The sequence below is a fragment of the Clostridium sp. genome (assembly GCF_029258205.1).
Classification (GTDB): Bacteria; Bacillota; Clostridia; order Clostridiales; family Clostridiaceae; genus Sarcina.
This window is the reverse complement of record NZ_JARHZJ010000044.1, coordinates 1-16,093: the sequence shown is the minus strand read 5'-3', so window position 1 is coordinate 16,093 and position 16,093 is coordinate 1. Positions and strand designations below refer to the sequence as shown.

The 16,093-nt window shown below is 24.0% G+C and carries 17 protein-coding genes and 1 other annotated feature; of the genes, 13 read left to right on the top strand and 4 right to left on the bottom strand.

From position 1 onward, the window contains the following. Positions 1-280 precede the first annotated feature (280 nt). The 11 genes from Q1J60_RS06525 to Q1J60_RS06475 all read left to right on the top strand — a co-directional run bounded on the left by Q1J60_RS06525 (position 281) and on the right by Q1J60_RS06475 (position 11,218). Complete coding sequence (locus Q1J60_RS06525) at positions 281-997, top strand: ferredoxin-like domain-containing protein (protein ID WP_300259767.1); 717 nt, start codon at positions 281-283, stop codon at positions 995-997. Between the two features lie 36 nt (positions 998-1,033). Next, on the top strand, positions 1,034-1,369 hold the full coding sequence (locus tag Q1J60_RS06520; protein ID WP_423249118.1) for a hypothetical protein: 336 nt from the start codon (positions 1,034-1,036) through the stop codon (positions 1,367-1,369). 17 nt (positions 1,370-1,386) lie between these two features. Beyond that, a complete protein-coding gene (locus tag Q1J60_RS06515; protein ID WP_300259764.1) occupies positions 1,387-1,665 on the top strand; it encodes a hypothetical protein in 279 nt (92 codons plus the stop codon). Between the two features lie 85 nt (positions 1,666-1,750). Continuing rightward, positions 1,751-3,466 (top strand): YybI family spore inner coat protein, encoded by a 1,716-nt coding sequence (locus Q1J60_RS06510; RefSeq protein WP_300259762.1) that lies wholly within the window; start codon positions 1,751-1,753, stop codon positions 3,464-3,466. A 214-nt stretch (positions 3,467-3,680) separates the two neighbouring features. Beyond that, positions 3,681-5,480 carry an HD domain-containing phosphohydrolase gene (locus tag Q1J60_RS06505; protein WP_300259761.1) on the top strand — a complete coding sequence of 600 codons (1,800 nt, stop codon included), beginning with the start codon at positions 3,681-3,683 and terminating at the stop codon, positions 5,478-5,480. A 347-nt stretch (positions 5,481-5,827) separates the two neighbouring features. Continuing rightward, positions 5,828-6,460 carry a hypothetical protein gene (locus Q1J60_RS06500; protein WP_300259759.1) on the top strand — a complete coding sequence of 211 codons (633 nt, stop codon included), beginning with the start codon at positions 5,828-5,830 and terminating at the stop codon, positions 6,458-6,460. Between the two features lie 69 nt (positions 6,461-6,529). Further along, positions 6,530-7,351 (top strand): MBL fold metallo-hydrolase, encoded by an 822-nt coding sequence (locus tag Q1J60_RS06495; protein WP_423249117.1) that lies wholly within the window; start codon positions 6,530-6,532, stop codon positions 7,349-7,351. Between the two features lie 120 nt (positions 7,352-7,471). Continuing rightward, positions 7,472-7,642 (top strand): hypothetical protein, encoded by a 171-nt coding sequence (locus Q1J60_RS06490; protein ID WP_300259747.1) that lies wholly within the window; start codon positions 7,472-7,474, stop codon positions 7,640-7,642. A gap of 548 nt (positions 7,643-8,190) precedes the next feature. After that, positions 8,191-9,660: an amino acid permease gene (locus Q1J60_RS06485; RefSeq protein WP_300259745.1), complete on the top strand. Its 1,470-nt coding sequence runs from the start codon at positions 8,191-8,193 to the stop codon at positions 9,658-9,660. A 168-nt stretch (positions 9,661-9,828) separates the two neighbouring features. Then, on the top strand, positions 9,829-10,503 hold the full coding sequence (locus Q1J60_RS06480) for a ferric reductase-like transmembrane domain-containing protein (RefSeq protein ID WP_300259744.1): 675 nt from the start codon (positions 9,829-9,831) through the stop codon (positions 10,501-10,503). A gap of 211 nt (positions 10,504-10,714) precedes the next feature. Continuing rightward, on the top strand, positions 10,715-11,218 hold the full coding sequence (locus Q1J60_RS06475; RefSeq protein ID WP_300259742.1) for a GNAT family N-acetyltransferase: 504 nt from the start codon (positions 10,715-10,717) through the stop codon (positions 11,216-11,218). Between the two features lie 64 nt (positions 11,219-11,282). Here the strand turns inward: Q1J60_RS06475 and Q1J60_RS06470 are convergent, their stop codons facing one another. Next, positions 11,283-11,642, bottom strand: coding sequence for a DUF1622 domain-containing protein (locus Q1J60_RS06470; RefSeq protein ID WP_300259740.1), 360 nt, complete (start codon positions 11,640-11,642; stop codon positions 11,283-11,285). A 31-nt stretch (positions 11,643-11,673) separates the two neighbouring features. Continuing rightward, positions 11,674-12,018 (bottom strand): DUF1622 domain-containing protein, encoded by a 345-nt coding sequence (locus Q1J60_RS06465; protein WP_300259738.1) that lies wholly within the window; start codon positions 12,016-12,018, stop codon positions 11,674-11,676. A 182-nt stretch (positions 12,019-12,200) separates the two neighbouring features. Between Q1J60_RS06465 and Q1J60_RS06460 the strand changes: the two genes are divergently transcribed. After that, a complete protein-coding gene (locus Q1J60_RS06460) occupies positions 12,201-13,184 on the top strand; it encodes an alpha/beta fold hydrolase (RefSeq protein WP_300259736.1) in 984 nt (327 codons plus the stop codon). Positions 13,185-13,278: 94 nt separating this feature from the next. Here the strand turns inward: Q1J60_RS06460 and Q1J60_RS06455 are convergent, their stop codons facing one another. Next, positions 13,279-13,935, bottom strand: coding sequence for a pentapeptide repeat-containing protein (locus Q1J60_RS06455; RefSeq protein WP_300259734.1), 657 nt, complete (start codon positions 13,933-13,935; stop codon positions 13,279-13,281). Between the two features lie 255 nt (positions 13,936-14,190). Next, positions 14,191-15,072 (bottom strand): hypothetical protein, encoded by an 882-nt coding sequence (locus tag Q1J60_RS06450; protein ID WP_300259732.1) that lies wholly within the window; start codon positions 15,070-15,072, stop codon positions 14,191-14,193. Between the two features lie 381 nt (positions 15,073-15,453). Next, positions 15,454-15,690, top strand: a binding site (T-box leader). A 140-nt stretch (positions 15,691-15,830) separates the two neighbouring features. Between Q1J60_RS06450 and Q1J60_RS06445 the strand changes: the two genes are divergently transcribed. Beyond that, a partial coding sequence (locus tag Q1J60_RS06445) for a cation:dicarboxylate symporter family transporter (protein WP_300259730.1) occupies positions 15,831-16,093 on the top strand: 263 nt, incomplete at its 3' end.

Below are 16,093 nucleotides of genomic sequence, written 5' to 3'. Positions count from 1 at the left end.
ACTTAAAATTTACAGATACTGTAGTTTAAAGTATCACAAAGTATGACTTAAATTAATAATAAGTGTATTAATTTATAAATATTATCCGTTAACTTATTGAATAAAATGTTAAGGGAGTTCTGAGAATATTTTAATTATACTAACGTTTTTGAAAATTTTAATAAGTAATTACTTATGCAAATTCTAAATAAAAAGTATATTTGTTATTTATGTTTAAAGATTATAATAAATATATAAAATAGTTGTTCATAATTGTACATTATTTAATAGGAGATTATAAATGGATAAATTAACAGTAGAAGAAAAACAAATATTAAAAGCTAAAGGTATATTAAACCAAAAGCAAGAAGAATTCTATGCTATAAGGTTTTTAAGTAAAGTTGGATATTTTAAAGCAGAAGAGATGATTGCTTTATCTGAGATTGCTAAAGAATATGGAAATGGAGAATTAAGTTTAACTAGTAGATTAACTATAGAAATACCTTATATAAAGGAAGAAGATATAGATAAAGTAGTAGAAATATCAAGAAAAAAAGGGCTTAGAATTGGTGGAGCAGGAAAAACTGTTAGAGCTGTTGTTTCATGTAAAGGGACTGTTTGTAAACATGGACTTGTTGATACAAGAAAAATTGCTGAATTATTTGAAGATAAGTTTTTAGGAAGAAAGGTTCCAGCAAAATTTAAAATTGGAGTTTTTGGATGTATAAATAGTTATGGCAAAGCCCAAAGTAATGACTTTGGTATTATACCAACTATTAATTCAGAAAGTAAGGAAGTAGAATTTTTAGTTTTTATAGGTGGAAGAGCTGGAAGAAAAGCTAGAAAGGCAGAGCCTATGAAGAGAAGATTCAAGGAAGAAGAACTATTTAAACTTTTAGAATGTACTATAGATTATTATAATGAGTTTGCTAATGAAAAAGAAAGACTAGCAGAGCTTATTGAAAGAATTAAAGTAGAAGAATTTGAAAAAAATATAATACATAGATTTAATGCTTAAACATTAATACATAGATTTTGAAAAGAGATGAGATATTTGATTGAAAAGAAAATAATTATTGAAAAGAATATTTATTTAGAAAAGTTTTTTGAACACAATAAAAAACATGAAGAATATATAAAAAATAGAATATATAAAGGTACATTAGATTTAATAAATAATAAACCTCATAAGATTAAGACGGTAAGAGGATATAAATATAAGAGTAAAACAATATATGAATATAAGATTCCCTTAGAACCTGGATTGGATTGTAGGGTAGCATATATTTTTGATAAAGAAGAGATAATTATATTTTTTATTTCGAATATAATTAGAAAAAGTGAATTTACAAAATTGGTTTCAAAACTAAAGTATGTAAAGAAAATATAAAAGGAGACATATATATATTGTTAAATGTAGAAGATTTTATAGATGTTGCTTTATACACATTAAAAAGAATAGAAATAAATGATAAAGTAAATTTTAAAACATTTAAAAAAGATAGACAAGTTGAAATAGAAAAAATAGATAATGGATTATTTAATGTAAGTGAAAGTGGGTTTGACAGAAAAGTATTTTTAAATCTTAATGAAAAGGAATTAAAGAGAACTTTGAAATATTTACAAAAGAAAGAGTTTCCTAAAAGTAATAAACTTTGGTATAAAATAATAAGAACAAAGAAATAAAAAATATGATTTAAATATTATATAAACTTTTTAGCTATTTTAAAATAGAATATATTGTGATTAATAATATTGAGGAAGAATTTACATGATTAATTCAAATGATAAAATAATTTTAGATTCTAAATTAGGAAATGTTATATCAAAAAATAGTAGAGATAAAGTTATTTTAATTGGATATTATTATCAAAGTGGTAGTAACTTTGGTGAAAACATTGAAATAGTTATAAATTCAGATAATGATAAAAAAAGTTTGGTTACTAAAGTTAACTATACAGGATATAATTTAGAACTTTTTTTAGGTGATTTTAATAAAGATGGATTAGATGAAATCATGTTAAGGGGAGCTTATGGAGGCTCAGGAGGATATGAAATAGCCAGTGTTTATAAGTATAAAAATGGTCAATTAGAGGAGATTTTTAGTCCAGAAATATTTGAAAATAAATATAGTTTTAAAGCTAAATATTTACCTGGGAATTTAGTAGAGGTTATTTCACCACAATTAGAAGAAAAATTTATCTTTTACATGAATAATAAACCTAAAACTTACTTAGACATGATTTACAAAGAAAATGGATGTGTAATGAATGACGTTATACCTGTAATTTTATCTATTAATGAAGTATTTCCAATAAAAACTGTCTATAGTCAAGAGAATTATTTATTTATAAGGCAGAAAGTTATTGGAGTTTCTAATTCTGATACAATTGGATATATTGAAAGTTTTGTTAGTTTAGATAATGATAATGTAATGATTCTTAACGCTGGAGCTTTTAATCTTGGAGAAAAATATAATAAAAACCTTAAAGAAGAAATTTTTGATAAAAGAGTAGAGGTTTATAAAGGAGAAAGAAACTATCCTCAGTGGAATGATAACTATTTTCAAGATGATAAATTAAAAAAACACTTTTCTATAGATTTAAGTGGAGTAAGGTGTATAAAAACTATGAATTCCTCATTTATAGATTTTTATAAAAATTATTTAGATGAGGAAATTTTATCAAATAAAGAATTAGATTTAAAATTAAACCCTAATATTATTGAAATGAGAAAAAAGAATACTAACCTTAGAAAAAGAAAAGAAGAGAATAATATTCCACTTGATATAGTAAATAAGTTCCCTGTTGAAACTGAATTTTTAACCTTAGAGAAGTTAGAAGAGAATAATCTTCTTAGAATAGTATCAGAGGAAAAAGAAAGTATATTAATTCCATATTTATTAGATAAAACTCCTTATTTAGCTTTATTAAATAAAGATTATGAATCCTATAAGCTAAAACATAATTTTAGAGGAGAAGGTTTTAATATAAAGGATTTGTTTATTGTAAATTTAGGAAAAGAAGTATTAGTATTTATAGGTTTTGAAATAGATAATAGACTAAATAAACTTCATATTTTAAAATTAAAAGATGAAAAATTAGTTAAGGCTTTTAATGAAAATGAGTATTATTATAGTAAGATATTTATAGAAACTTTAAATAATGATAAGGAGTCTGAACTTATTATTTGGATAAATGAAATAGAGGAAGCTTATAAAATAGAGATTTATTATATTAAAGAAAGTGGATTAAAGAAAACTAATAAATTGGATAAAGATTATTATGGAAAAGTAGTAGACTATTATAAAAATCTTATAGAGGATTATGGTGACAATAGTATATATTATTATTATTTAGCTTTAGCTTACGAAAAAATAAGAGAGTATAGAAAGGCTAGAGCTGTAATTGATGATGCATTAGAAGAAGAATTTCCATATCCATCAGTAGAGAAATTAAAGGAATTAAGAAAGAAATTAAAAAAATAGTTTAAGTATATATAATAACTATATCTAAGTGTTAGAATTTATTTAGGTATAGTTATTTTTATATTTCAAATAATTTATTTTATATATAAATTAAAAGATATTGATTATTATAAATGTTTATATTTATAATAGATAAAATTAAAAGTTATCAATAATTGATTTTTATGATAAAATTAAATCTTAATAGTATAATAAGTAAAGAAGGATGAAATTTATGAATTCAAATTTATTAGAGGTATTATTAGATAATATACCTTATTCAGTATGGTTAATAGGAATAGATAGTAGATTTATTTTTATAAATAAATACTACGCAGATACATTGAATCTAAAGAAAGAAGATGTAATTGGTAAGAGTCTACATGAACTTTTTAATAAAGAAATGGCAGATGAGTACATTGGAAATTATAAATTAGTAATTAAAGAAGGAAAACCAAAACTATTTTCAGGCTATGCAGAAAATTTAGGCTATCCTAAAGGGACTTTTTTAGAATGTTACTTAGCACCTATAAAAGAAAATGGAGAAATAAAGTATTTTATAGGAATTCTTCAGAATCAAAGTGAAAGGAAGAAATATGAAGAAGAACTTATAAATCAAAAGGAACTTTTAAATACTATTGTGGAATCTATACCAGATGGAGTTTATCATAAAGATAAAGATGGGAAATATTTAAAATGTAATGATACATTAATTAATGAATATTATAAAAAAGATAGAGAAGAAATATTGGGACAAGATATAAGTAAAATTTATAAAGACATTTGTAATAAAAATAATTTATTTAAAGAAAAAAATATGGTTGATAATTTAATAGCTCAAGACAATCTTGTTATTAGTACTAATAACAAGATAAAGGAAAAAATACAGTTAAAAGTTAATGGGAAAATAAAGTATATAGAATCTATTAAGGTGCCAGTTAAGAATAAGAATGGAGATACTACAGGTATTGTAGGAATAATTAGAGATATAACTGAGAATGTTATGCTAGAAAATAGATTGAAAAAAATGAGTTATAGAGATAAACTTACAGGACTTTATAATAGAGCTTATTTTGATGAAAAGCTTAAAGAATTAAATAATGAGGAATTTTTTCCATTAAGTTTTGTAATGGGAGATTTAAATGGACTTAAAGTAATAAATGATGCTATTGGACATTTAGAGGGAGATAAGATTTTAAAAGAGATTTCAAAAGTAATAAAAAAATCCTGTAGAAAAGATGATCTTATATTTAGATGGGGAGGAGATGAATTTTGTATTCTTTTGCCTAAAACAACAGAGGAAGAAGCAGAAGTTATATGTAATAGAATAAGAAAAAATTGCAAACTTGCTGATAAAACTATAATACCTTTAAGTATAGCTCTTGGAGTATCTAGTAAAACGGAAATAAATAAATCAATAGACTCAGTATTAGCAGAAGCGGAAGATAAGGTTTATAGGGAAAAGCTGGTGAATGAAAAATACATAAAAAATAATATAGTAGATACATTGAATAAAGAACTTTTCTTAAGACATGAGGATATTAAAGAGCATATAAATAGGGTTGAAGAGTATGCCTTAGAACTAGGGAAAAAGATGAATTTATCAGAAAATGAACTAAAAGATTTGAAAATGTTGGCCAAAATTTATGATATAGGAGAAGTAGGCATTCCATATGAAATACTATCTAAGAAAGGTAAATTAACAAAGGAAGAGTATGAAATAATAAAAACTCATGCTGAAAAAGGATATAGAATAGCTATGTTTAGCTCAGAGTTAAAAAAAATAGCAGGATGTATACTAGCTCACCATGAAAGATATGATGGTAACGGTTATCCTTTAGGACTAAAAGGTGATGATATACCTCTACTTGCTAGAATTATAAATGTAGTAGATTCTTATGATGCTATGACAAACAAAAGGCTGTATAAGGAAAAACTTAGTATTGAGGAAGCTAAAAAGGAACTTAAAAAGAACTCTGGAACTCAATTTGATCCTAGGATTGTAGATGAATTTTTAGAGTTAAAAAGAATTTAAATATAGTTTATAATTTTGTAAGATTGTTTTAGTTTATTTAAAGAAAAAGATATGAAAAAGCTTATTGATATTCTTATAAATAAAAAAATTATTTAGTAATTTCATCAGGTTATTATGATGAAAAAGTTGCAAGAAGAAAAATAAGAAAGTATATTTATTAAATCTATTATTTTAATAAATATAAATAAGGAAAAAGCAAACTAGGAAATAAAATCTAGTTTGCTTTTTTTATAAAAATTTAGATGATTTTATATATTATGTAAATGTGTACAAAAGGTTAATAGAATGATATAATTGAAATGTAATTATTTGGTTTTGTTTTATATTTAATGACTAGGGGTGAGGATATGGTTTTTACAATTAATGCTTATAAAATACCTTTAGAGTCAGTTTATAGACTGAAGAAAAATAATAATTGGGAGCCACAAGAACACTTTTTAACTATTAACTTTGAAAAGGATATGATATTTAACACACATGAAGAAGCTGAAAAATGGCTTGATGATAACAATATTCTTTTTATAAATGATGAAAAGGTTAATTTTTCAGAATTTAACTTAAGTTATCATGGTGTTGATAATTTTAATATTGAAATAGTAGTACATAGAAAAACAAAGCCTAATATTTTTACTGAAAAAGATGTAAGGAAAGTTTTGAATGAAGGGGATGATAGATATAATAATTCATTAATAATAGACTTTAAAGGTAATTTAAAGTTAATACAAAGCAATCCTGAAGAAATAATATATCATTCTAATTATGCCGTTAGTAATGAGGTTTATAATAGTGGAAATGGATTTGTGGGAAGAGAATTTAGTGATTTGTATATTAAATATATCTATTTAAACTTGTTAGATAATTGGGTTTTACATTTAGAATCAGGAAGAAGTATTTATGTAACTTGTTATGAAGATAACATTGATGAAAAAAATACAATTTATAAAATAAATAAATTGTTATCTGATTTGAATTTATTATAAATAAATGAGATGTAAATTTTAGTTGTTTTTAGTATAAAAGTAGTTTGAGATGTAAGAGGAGTGAGTAAATTGAAAATAACCACATTAGTAGAAAATACAAAAATATCAGATCAATATGAAAATAAACATGGATTATCATTTCATATAGCAACGGAAAAACATAATATACTTTTTGACTTAGGGCCAAAAAGCACGTTTTTAGGAAATGCAAAGAAGTTAAATATAAATTTAGCAGATGTTGATATTGTAGTAATATCTCATGGACATAATGATCATGGTGGTGGATTAGAAGAGTTTTTAAAAATAAATGATAAAGCTAAGATATATATACACAAGGATGCTTTTAATGAGTATTATAGCATAGCAGGAATTGTCAAAAAGTATATAGGATTAGACAAAGAATTAAAGTCAAATTCAAGAATAATATTGACAGAAGGAGATATGAAAATAGATGATGAGTTATATTTATTTTCAGTGGTAGAAAATAGGTATAAAATATCTAAATTTAATAAAGTACTTTATAAAAGAGTTAATGGTATGTACTTAGAAGATGACTTTGTCCATGAACAAAATCTTATAATAACAGAAAATAATAAGAATATATTAATGGGTGGGTGTGCTCATAATGATATAAGAAATATAATTGACAAAGCAGAAGTCATAATAGGAAAAGATTTAGACTATGTTATAAGTGGTTTTCATATTTTTAATCCTAGTACTGGCATAAGTGAAAGTGATTTATTTATAAATGCTTTAGGAGATAATTTAAGTGAAAGAAATACTAAGTTTTACACTTGTCACTGTACAGGAATGAGAGCATTTAAAATGTTAGAAAAAAAATTACAAGATAAGATAGAATATATTTCTACTGGACAGATTTTAAATATATAAAATACATGGGACTATATTGAAATAATGTATAAGTTTAAAGCTTAAATTTTGATATAGTTCTTTATGATTTTATTGAACAATATATTTGAAAAAATATTAATATAGAATGGAGGGTATAAAATGGAATTGGATTTTTTTAGAATAATTGCTACTTTATTAAACATAGGTATATTAGCTTTAATTATATATATAGTAGTTAAAATAGCAATAAAAATGATAAACTTATTTAATAGATTAGAGAGGATAGAAAATAAGTTGGATGAAATTTCAGAAACTTTAAAAGAAAAATAATTATATCAATAGTGTTTATAACAGATTTTACTGAATGAGAAGAAAGTTTAGATATTAAATCATATCTAGTTTTATGCTGGACAATCATTAGTAAAACTTTATTTTAGTAGATTTCTTACTTAATATACGATTTATTTCTAAATGTATAAACTCTTGACGACTTTAAATAGAGTCAGGATACTCTAAAATGATATTATCAAGTGTTTTCTTAAAATTCTTAACTTAGTACATTTTTTATTTCTAAGAATCTCGGTGGGTAAATAACAAGTATTTCAACTATCATACTCTCTTTCATATTTAAGTAAAAATTATGCAGTAACTTGTATAAAATTCGCATAAAAATAATTATGTTATATTTTAAAATGCCTAAAAACAAGATTTAAAGTTTAAAATAACGATTTCATAAATAAATATACAAAAAATATGCAATTTTTATTCAAGGGATATATTGTATATTTATTATGCTAGTAGTATAATTTTAACATAAATATGAACAATAAATTAATAAATGTTAAAAAAGTTTAAAAATGTACTAAGGAGAGTTTAAAATGGGAAAGGACAAAAAAATAAAGTTATGGGCATTGGTAATGCTTATTTTCGTACCAACATTCGGATTTTCTAATATAGCAAGTAATGCTGTGTATTTAGGACCAGCAGCTATTCCATCTTGGGTAATAGTATCTATTTTTTATTTCTTACCTTTATGTGGAATAATAGCAGAAATGGCTTCAGTAAATAGAGATAAAGAAGGTGGAATATACTCATGGATAAATAAAGCTTTAGGAGAGAAATGGGCTTTTATAGGAACTTGGACTTATTTTATAGGAATATTATTTTATTTACAAATGGTTTTTTCAAGAATACCAGTAGCAGCATCATGGGCAATACTTGGAAAAAATGTATTTACGGATTATAATGCATATTTATTACCTATTTTATCAATTGTAATATGTATAGCAATGACATATATAGCAACCATAGGTGTAAGTAAGTTTTCAAAACTCGCTGACTTTGGAGGGCAATTTACTTTAGCGGCAACTATTATTTTTATATTAATGGCAATAGTAGGATATTTCATGGGAACACCATCTGCTACAGAATTTACAGTTCAAAATGTAATTCCTGATTTTAATGTAAGTTATTTTTCAACATTCTCATGGTTATTATTTGCAGTATCAGGATCAGAAGTGGCTGGTACTTATATAATGCAAACTGAGAATCCTAAAAAAACATTTCCAAAGGCTATGATAATTGCAACAGTTTTAATAGCATTTTCATATATTTTAGGATCTGTAGCTATACAATTTATAGCATCACCAGAAGTTTTACAAAAGGCAGGAATTCAAGATGCTGGTTACGTTGTATATTATATATTAGCTAATAATTTTGGAATAAATGGTAAGGTTATAGTACAAGTATATGCAGCTATCAATTTAATAACATCAATAGCAGCATATATAATTTGGATGGAATCACCAATAAGAGCTATGTTTGGAGAAGTGCCAAAGGGAACATTCCCAAGTTTCTTAACTAAGAAGAGAAAAGATGGAACTTTAGTAAATGCTTTATGGACACAATGTGCAATTTTAGTAGTATTAATATCAATACCTTTATTAGGCATAGGATCAATTAATGACTTCTTTAAATTATTAACAGATTTATCATCTCTAGCAGTTGTAGTTCCATATGTAGTATTAATATGTGCATTTATATCATTTAGAAAACACAATAAAGATTTAGACTTTAAATTTTTTAAAAGTGATGTTTTAGCATATACAGTTGCAGGAATAGCTTTAGTACTTTCTTGTGCAGGATTCTTTGGAGCTGGACTTCAAGATATTGTTGGAAGTTCTGGAAAAGAAGCAGCAATTTTAATAATAAAAACTTATGGAGGACCAGTTATACTTATGGGGTTAGGGCTTGTTTTAAGAGCAATATCTGAAAAGTCTTATAAAAATAAGATATTAGGTAAAGAAAAAATAGAAGTTGAACTTGTTGAAGAGAGCATATGTAAGTAGGTTAAATAATAGTTTTTAAAAATTTTAATACAATAATTGTATTAATGTATAAAAAAGATGGATGAATATTATTATCCATCTTTTTTATATTTTTAATTGACTTTTAATGAATTGTATAGTATTATCTGAATGAAAATGATTGTCAGTAACAAGTGAAAGGAGAAATCGATGGATTATTTAATTTATTCATTAATAGCAGTAATAATTTTAGTCTTAGGTCTAAATAACATTTTAAAAAAGCAATCTAAATATTTTTATATGTTAGCTACTTTAATATCAATAGTAGTTACATCATATGAGATTTTTAAAATATGGACAGGCTTTAAATTAGAAGGAATTATATTTGTTTTAGAAAGAAGCTTAATGAAAGGATATGTATCAACGGCATTATTTATTTTGGTAATGTTTGCAGGTGCTTTAAGTAAGAAATGGGGAATTACCAAAAAACTTTTAAGAGTTAGAGCTGAAATGGCAATTTTGGCATCTATACTTATATTTCCTCATTTTATAATATATACTTATAAGTTCTTAGTAAGATTATTTAGTGGAAAGCCATTAAGCATTTTATACATAGCTTTTATAATAGTAGGATTAGTAGCATTTATAATAATGATTCCTCTATTCATAACATCATTTAAGAAGATAAGGGTTAGTATGTCACCAAGAAAGTGGAAGAAAATTCAAAGATGGGCATATCCTTTTTATTTCTTAGTATATGTACACATAATAATAATATTATTTAATAAGAAAGTTTTTAATTTAAGTGCTGTGATAGTATATACAGTTATATTCTTAGGATATTTTATTTTAAGAATATGTAATAATAAAAAAGCTGTTAAATAATAAAAAAGTTAGTATTCTTACAGACTCCATTTATAGCAATAATTAAATTTTTGCTATAAATGGAGTATTTTATTATTTAGAAAAGATAAAATAATATAAGAGATAAAAATAAATTATATGTATATTGGTTTAATGTTTTATTTTAATATAGACAAATTGAGAGTTTTAATATAAAATTTCATTTAAACTTTATAAATTAGGGGGAGTAAATTTGGAATTTAGACAAGCAAGTATTTCTGATTTAGATCAGATTGTTGAAATAATAGAACTATCTAAAAAATATCTTAAAGAAACTAAGGTTGATCAATGGCAAGATGGCTATCCAGCAAAGAAAGATTTAAGAAAAGATATAGAAAGTGAAAATAGTTATGTATTAACTAATAAAGATGAAATTATTGCTACAACTGTAATATCTTTAGATGAGGAAAGCACTTATAATTCAATATTTAATGGAGAATGGATAACTAATGAGGAATATATTGTTATGCATAGAGTTGCTGTTCACAATAAATACAAGGGAAAAGGTATTTTTAAAGATTTAATAAAGGAAGCTGAGAAGTTAGCTTTAAATAGTAATATTTTTAGTATAAAAATAGATACTCATAAAGATAATATTTCTATGCAGAGGGCATTGTTAAAAAGTGGTTTTAAAAAGTGTGGAATAATATATTTAGAGGATGGAAGCGAGAGAATAGCTTTTGAAAAGTTAATTTAATTCTTTTAGATAAAAATAATATAAATTAACTTTTTCAGTATCTAATTCAAAAAAAGAAAACTCTTTAAGAGTTTTCTTTTTTTGAATTAGAATTTGCATTACTTGATTTAAGTTCTTTTTTTAGAAAGTAAGATATTACAGTTCTAAGTGTAACAGTTGAACCTAAAAGTAAAATATCATATAGAGTAGGTTTTAAAATTGATAATATAATACCTGAACATACTAATATTTCTAGTCCGAATAATATATAACTACCAAGAAAGTTTTTAGTCATATTTAGATTTTTAATTTTTAATATTCTATTTCCTTTTGAAAATTCAATTTTAAAGAATTTAAATATAGTTATTATAACTCCATAAATAATCACTGCAACAGATATTCCTTGCAAAATAAGAATCAACCATTCTAAAGTTTTATGTACCAAAGAAATCACTTCTTTCATAGTAAGTTAGAATTTAATTTTCAAGATGCTCCTTATTAGATTCTATTTCTTTATTAAGAAAGTAAGAAATTACAGTTCTTATTACTACTATGGATGCTAAAACTATAATATCGTGGAAAGTAGGATTTAATATAGATTCAATTATATCAGCACATATTAGAATTTCTAATCCAAGTAATATATAAGTTCCTAAGCAATTTTTGACAATAGTAATCTTTTTTACAGCTTCAATTCTATTTTTAGATTTTATTTCAGATATAATAAAATCTTTTACTGTTAAAAGAACTCCCCATAAAAGAACTATTATTGAGACTGCATTTATTATCCATATAGCATCTTCTAAGATATGTCTAAACATATTAAATTCACTCCTTATCTTTAGATTGTAAAAAAAATTATTTTTTTATTCAATTTTATATAGATAGTATAGCATAAAGACTTTAAATGATTTTAACTTTTATAAATATTTATTTTTAATAAGTAGTATAATTATCTTAAGTAATATGTGTAATCTATGAACATATAAAAAGGGGGAACTTTATGTGTAAAACTTTAAATAGAAAATATATTTATAAATATGGCTTTGAAAAAGAGAAGATAGAAATAGTTGAGAATATGCTAAATAATATGAGAAGTAGTGGAACTTTTGAAGGAGAAAATGGTGATTATATATATTATGAAAAATACATAATAGAAGAGTCAGATAAAGCAATAGTTATATGTCATGGATTTTCGGAATGTATAGAGAAGTATCATGAAATAATATACTATTTTTTAAATGAAGGTTTTTCAGTTTATATAATGGAACATAGAGGGCATGGGAGATCAGGGTGTTTAAGCAAATTTTGTAATACACAGGTGGAAGTAGAATCATTTAATTATTATGTTAAAGATCTAAAGACTTTTCTAAATGAAGTTGTATTAAAAGATAATAAGTTTAATAATAATTTATATTTATTTGCACATTCTATGGGGGGAGCTATAGCTACTATATTTTTAGAAAATAACCATGGATATTTTAAGAAAGCAATTTTAAATTCTCCAATGTTTAGAATAAATACAGGAGAATACTCTCATATAAAATGCAAATTAATAGCTAAAATTTTAATTCTTATGGGAAAAGGAGAGAAATTTATTTTTGGACAAAAACCTTTTGAGGAAGATGAAAATTTAGAGTCGTCAGGTACATCAGATAAATATAGACATAGCGTATACCATAAATTTCTATTAGAAAATCCTATTTTGAGAAGAGGTGGTGGGTCTATTCATTGGTATAAAGAAGCAGCAAAAGCAACTGATTATTTAATGAAAAAGAGAAATATAGAAAGAATTAATACACCTATTTTATTATTTAAGAGTGAGTTTGATGACTATGTTGACACAAAATTTTATTATGAGTTTAAAAAATTAGCTAAGAACTGTGAAATTATTGAATTGAAGGGCAGTAAACATGATGGATTTTTTGAAAAAGATGAAATTCTTTATGATTATTTAGAGAAGATATTTAAATTTTTATCGTTATGAATATAAAATTAAGTTTGAGCATTTTAAATAAGGTATAATTAGATATTATCAGAGTTTTTAGCTCTGATAATATCTTTCATATTTATAACTTTTCTTATAATAAACCTTCATTTTTAAGTTTAGTAATAGCCTTGTCTATGTAGCTTAAGGTACAGAAATCTCTATCTATTTTTTCAGAAGAAAGTTTAAGACCTTCTATAAGCATATTTTCTTTATGATTCTCAAGAAGTCTAATTAAACTTAAGGTATTTAATTCACCTTCTTTTGTATCTAAAACCCTAGATTTTTTTATGTATTTATTTTCTAAGGCTTTTAGAGCTGCTTCCTTAAGAGAGTCACTAATTTCAAAAGATGGTATATCTTCATAAATTTTAACTTCATCTTTTTTAAACTTCATCCCAGATGTTTTACTTATATCGCTATTTATAAATATTACATTTTCAAAGGTAGCTCCTGAAAAATCAACTCCATCTAAGTTAACTCCTTCGAATATTACATTTTTAAATTTAGATTTTTTAAATTTACTTTTCTTAAGATTACTACCTATAAATTCTGTGGAGTCAAATTTGCATTCGAAGAAATCACAGGATTTAAAATGTGCACCTCTAAAGCTTGCATAACTAAAATTAGAACAAGAAAAATCACAGTTATAGCAGTTTCCTCTTCTAAAATCCATATACATAAAGTTTTTATTTCTTTTTTCTGCCTTGTTGTATTTGAAAATTTGAGTGTTTTTTTGAGTTTGTTTCATAATAATCGTTACTAATTTTTAGTTATAAGTTATAAACTTAACTAACATAGTAACGTATCCACCACCTTTCTAAATAAAAATATATTTAATTTATTTAAAATAACTTATAAAGATAAATTATATAATTATTAATTTAAAAGTCATATTTTTTTATTCTATCACATAATATTACAATTAGCGAAGATATTATAAGATTTTAATTATAAATATTATTATAAAAAGGCAACTAAAATTTTATTTAAGTTGCCTTTTTACTTAAAGTTTAAGCTCTTCTTCTATTTTTTTTCTAATATCTTCATCATAATCATATATTCTAATATACGATTCACTTATAGAATTCATAAATTTTTTATATTCATCTATATTCATAAAAGAATTTTTAGATAGTTTAAGAGGAATAACTTTACTTTCTGTAATGTATTCTTTTACATTTATAATTAAGATTATAACTGTAAGTATATCTGTTGCATTTGCATAATCTAATAATCTTAAAGGAGTATCTTCAAAATATAATGATTCAGATGAAATTAATACTAACAAATTTCTTATTTCATCTTTAAATTCTAGAGGTTTTAATTCTAATTTTTCAAGGAAATTTTTTATATTAATAGAGTTTTCATAGACTTTATCTATATGGTTTTCTAAAATTGCTTTAATAAAGGCTTCTTGGTAGTTTATTTTTTTCTTTACGCAGCAATTATAAGAAGATAGAAAAATAAGAGATGATATAAGGTTAAGTAAGTTTAAATTATACTTGGAGGTTAGTTCATTGTATGAAGATTTAAAATCATTATAGTAATCTTTTTCTAGTGTTGAGTTTTTAAATATAGAACAGTGTTTAAAGTAAGAGTAAGGATTGTTATTAAACCAATTTCTAAATTCATCTTTATTTTCAAGTAGAAATTCTAAAATTAATTCTCCTTCATTTAATAACCTTTTAAAAAGAGTTAATTGTTGAAGTTGAAAAGAGCAACCAGTTAATGTTGTAGAAGCTACTCCAGAAAAATCAGAATTTAGTCCTCCTATTATCATGTTGAGTTCACCAATTTTTTCATAGAAAAAATCTGAAAGATTACTCTCTGATAATCTAAAAATAATATCATCCAAGGCTTCATTATTAAATAGATCTTTTTCCATAAAATCTTCAATAAGAGTATAAAATCATTAGATAATATTCACCTATTGATTAGACCTCCCTTCCTATAGTAATGTAGATGTTGCTATAGTATATGCATAGGATTTCTAATGTGTTTATATAGGAATTTTCTTTAAGAATCAATATTTATAATAATTTGGAATAATTAAAATCTTTAAATTAAATTTGGAATAAAAAAGTAGAGCTTGGCATCCGGCGAAGGACTTAACCAAGCTCTACAAAAGAATTAGCACTATACGTACCAACTGCTTAATAATAATATCATTTTAAATATAAAACTGTCAAGAAATAATTTAAGTTAAAAAAATATGTTGACTTTAAAAAATAAATAATATATTATTTAAAACAAGAAAAATATTTATTTAAATGCGTTGAAGAGGGAAAGTAAATATTATAAGTTACTACAGAGAGAGGTTAGTTTGCTGAGATAACCTGTAATGAGTATTATTGAAGTGCCCCTTGGAGCTTAAGTGCCGAATTAAGTAGGTGTTTATGGGAACTCCCATTATAGAGTTAGGGTATGAATGTACCTAAATAGAGATGGATATTATATATCTAATCAGAGTGGAACCGTGGAAGTATAGTCTTCTGCCTCTGTAATTTACAGAGGTAGAGGGCTTTTTTTATTATATTTTGCTGGCCAGCATATAACAATAAAATTATACTTTGTAAGCTTGGCTTTTAATATAAAAGCTTAGCAATATTAAATAAAAAGTAATTTTATAGGAGGAAATTTTTTATGATTAATATTAAATTAATATTAGCAATTGTGCTTTCAATATTAGCAACATATGCTATATATAAAATAAGAAAAATTACAAATAAATTTTCATTTGCTACGCTGACAGCATTAACTTTAGGGGTAGTACTTGGAATTATATTTAAGGAGAACATACTATTTTTAGATACAGTAGGAAAGGCTTATATGTCTTTAATTAAGATGATAGTAGTTCCTTTAGTAGTAACATCCTTAATAACTAGTATTGTTAGATTAGAAAATTT

What these genes read in the sequence shown, in the direction of transcription:
- Q1J60_RS06460 (WP_300259736.1), top strand. Translation starts at nt 12,201, where the DNA reads ATGTGTAAAACTTTAAATAGAAAATATATTTATAAATATGGCTTTGAA.
- Q1J60_RS06450 (WP_300259732.1), bottom strand. Translation starts at nt 15,072, where the DNA reads ATGGAAAAAGATCTATTTAATAATGAAGCCTTGGATGATATTATTTTT.
- Q1J60_RS06525 (WP_300259767.1), top strand. Translation starts at nt 281, where the DNA reads ATGGATAAATTAACAGTAGAAGAAAAACAAATATTAAAAGCTAAAGGT.
- Q1J60_RS06505 (WP_300259761.1), top strand. Translation starts at nt 3,681, where the DNA reads ATGAATTCAAATTTATTAGAGGTATTATTAGATAATATACCTTATTCA.
- Q1J60_RS06500 (WP_300259759.1), top strand. Translation starts at nt 5,828, where the DNA reads ATGGTTTTTACAATTAATGCTTATAAAATACCTTTAGAGTCAGTTTAT.
- Q1J60_RS06480 (WP_300259744.1), top strand. Translation starts at nt 9,829, where the DNA reads ATGGATTATTTAATTTATTCATTAATAGCAGTAATAATTTTAGTCTTA.
- Q1J60_RS06455 (WP_300259734.1), bottom strand. Translation starts at nt 13,935, where the DNA reads ATGAAACAAACTCAAAAAAACACTCAAATTTTCAAATACAACAAGGCA.
- Q1J60_RS06465 (WP_300259738.1), bottom strand. Translation starts at nt 12,018, where the DNA reads ATGTTTAGACATATCTTAGAAGATGCTATATGGATAATAAATGCAGTC.
- Q1J60_RS06485 (WP_300259745.1), top strand. Translation starts at nt 8,191, where the DNA reads ATGGGAAAGGACAAAAAAATAAAGTTATGGGCATTGGTAATGCTTATT.
- Q1J60_RS06510 (WP_300259762.1), top strand. Translation starts at nt 1,751, where the DNA reads ATGATTAATTCAAATGATAAAATAATTTTAGATTCTAAATTAGGAAAT.
- Q1J60_RS06490 (WP_300259747.1), top strand. Translation starts at nt 7,472, where the DNA reads ATGGAATTGGATTTTTTTAGAATAATTGCTACTTTATTAAACATAGGT.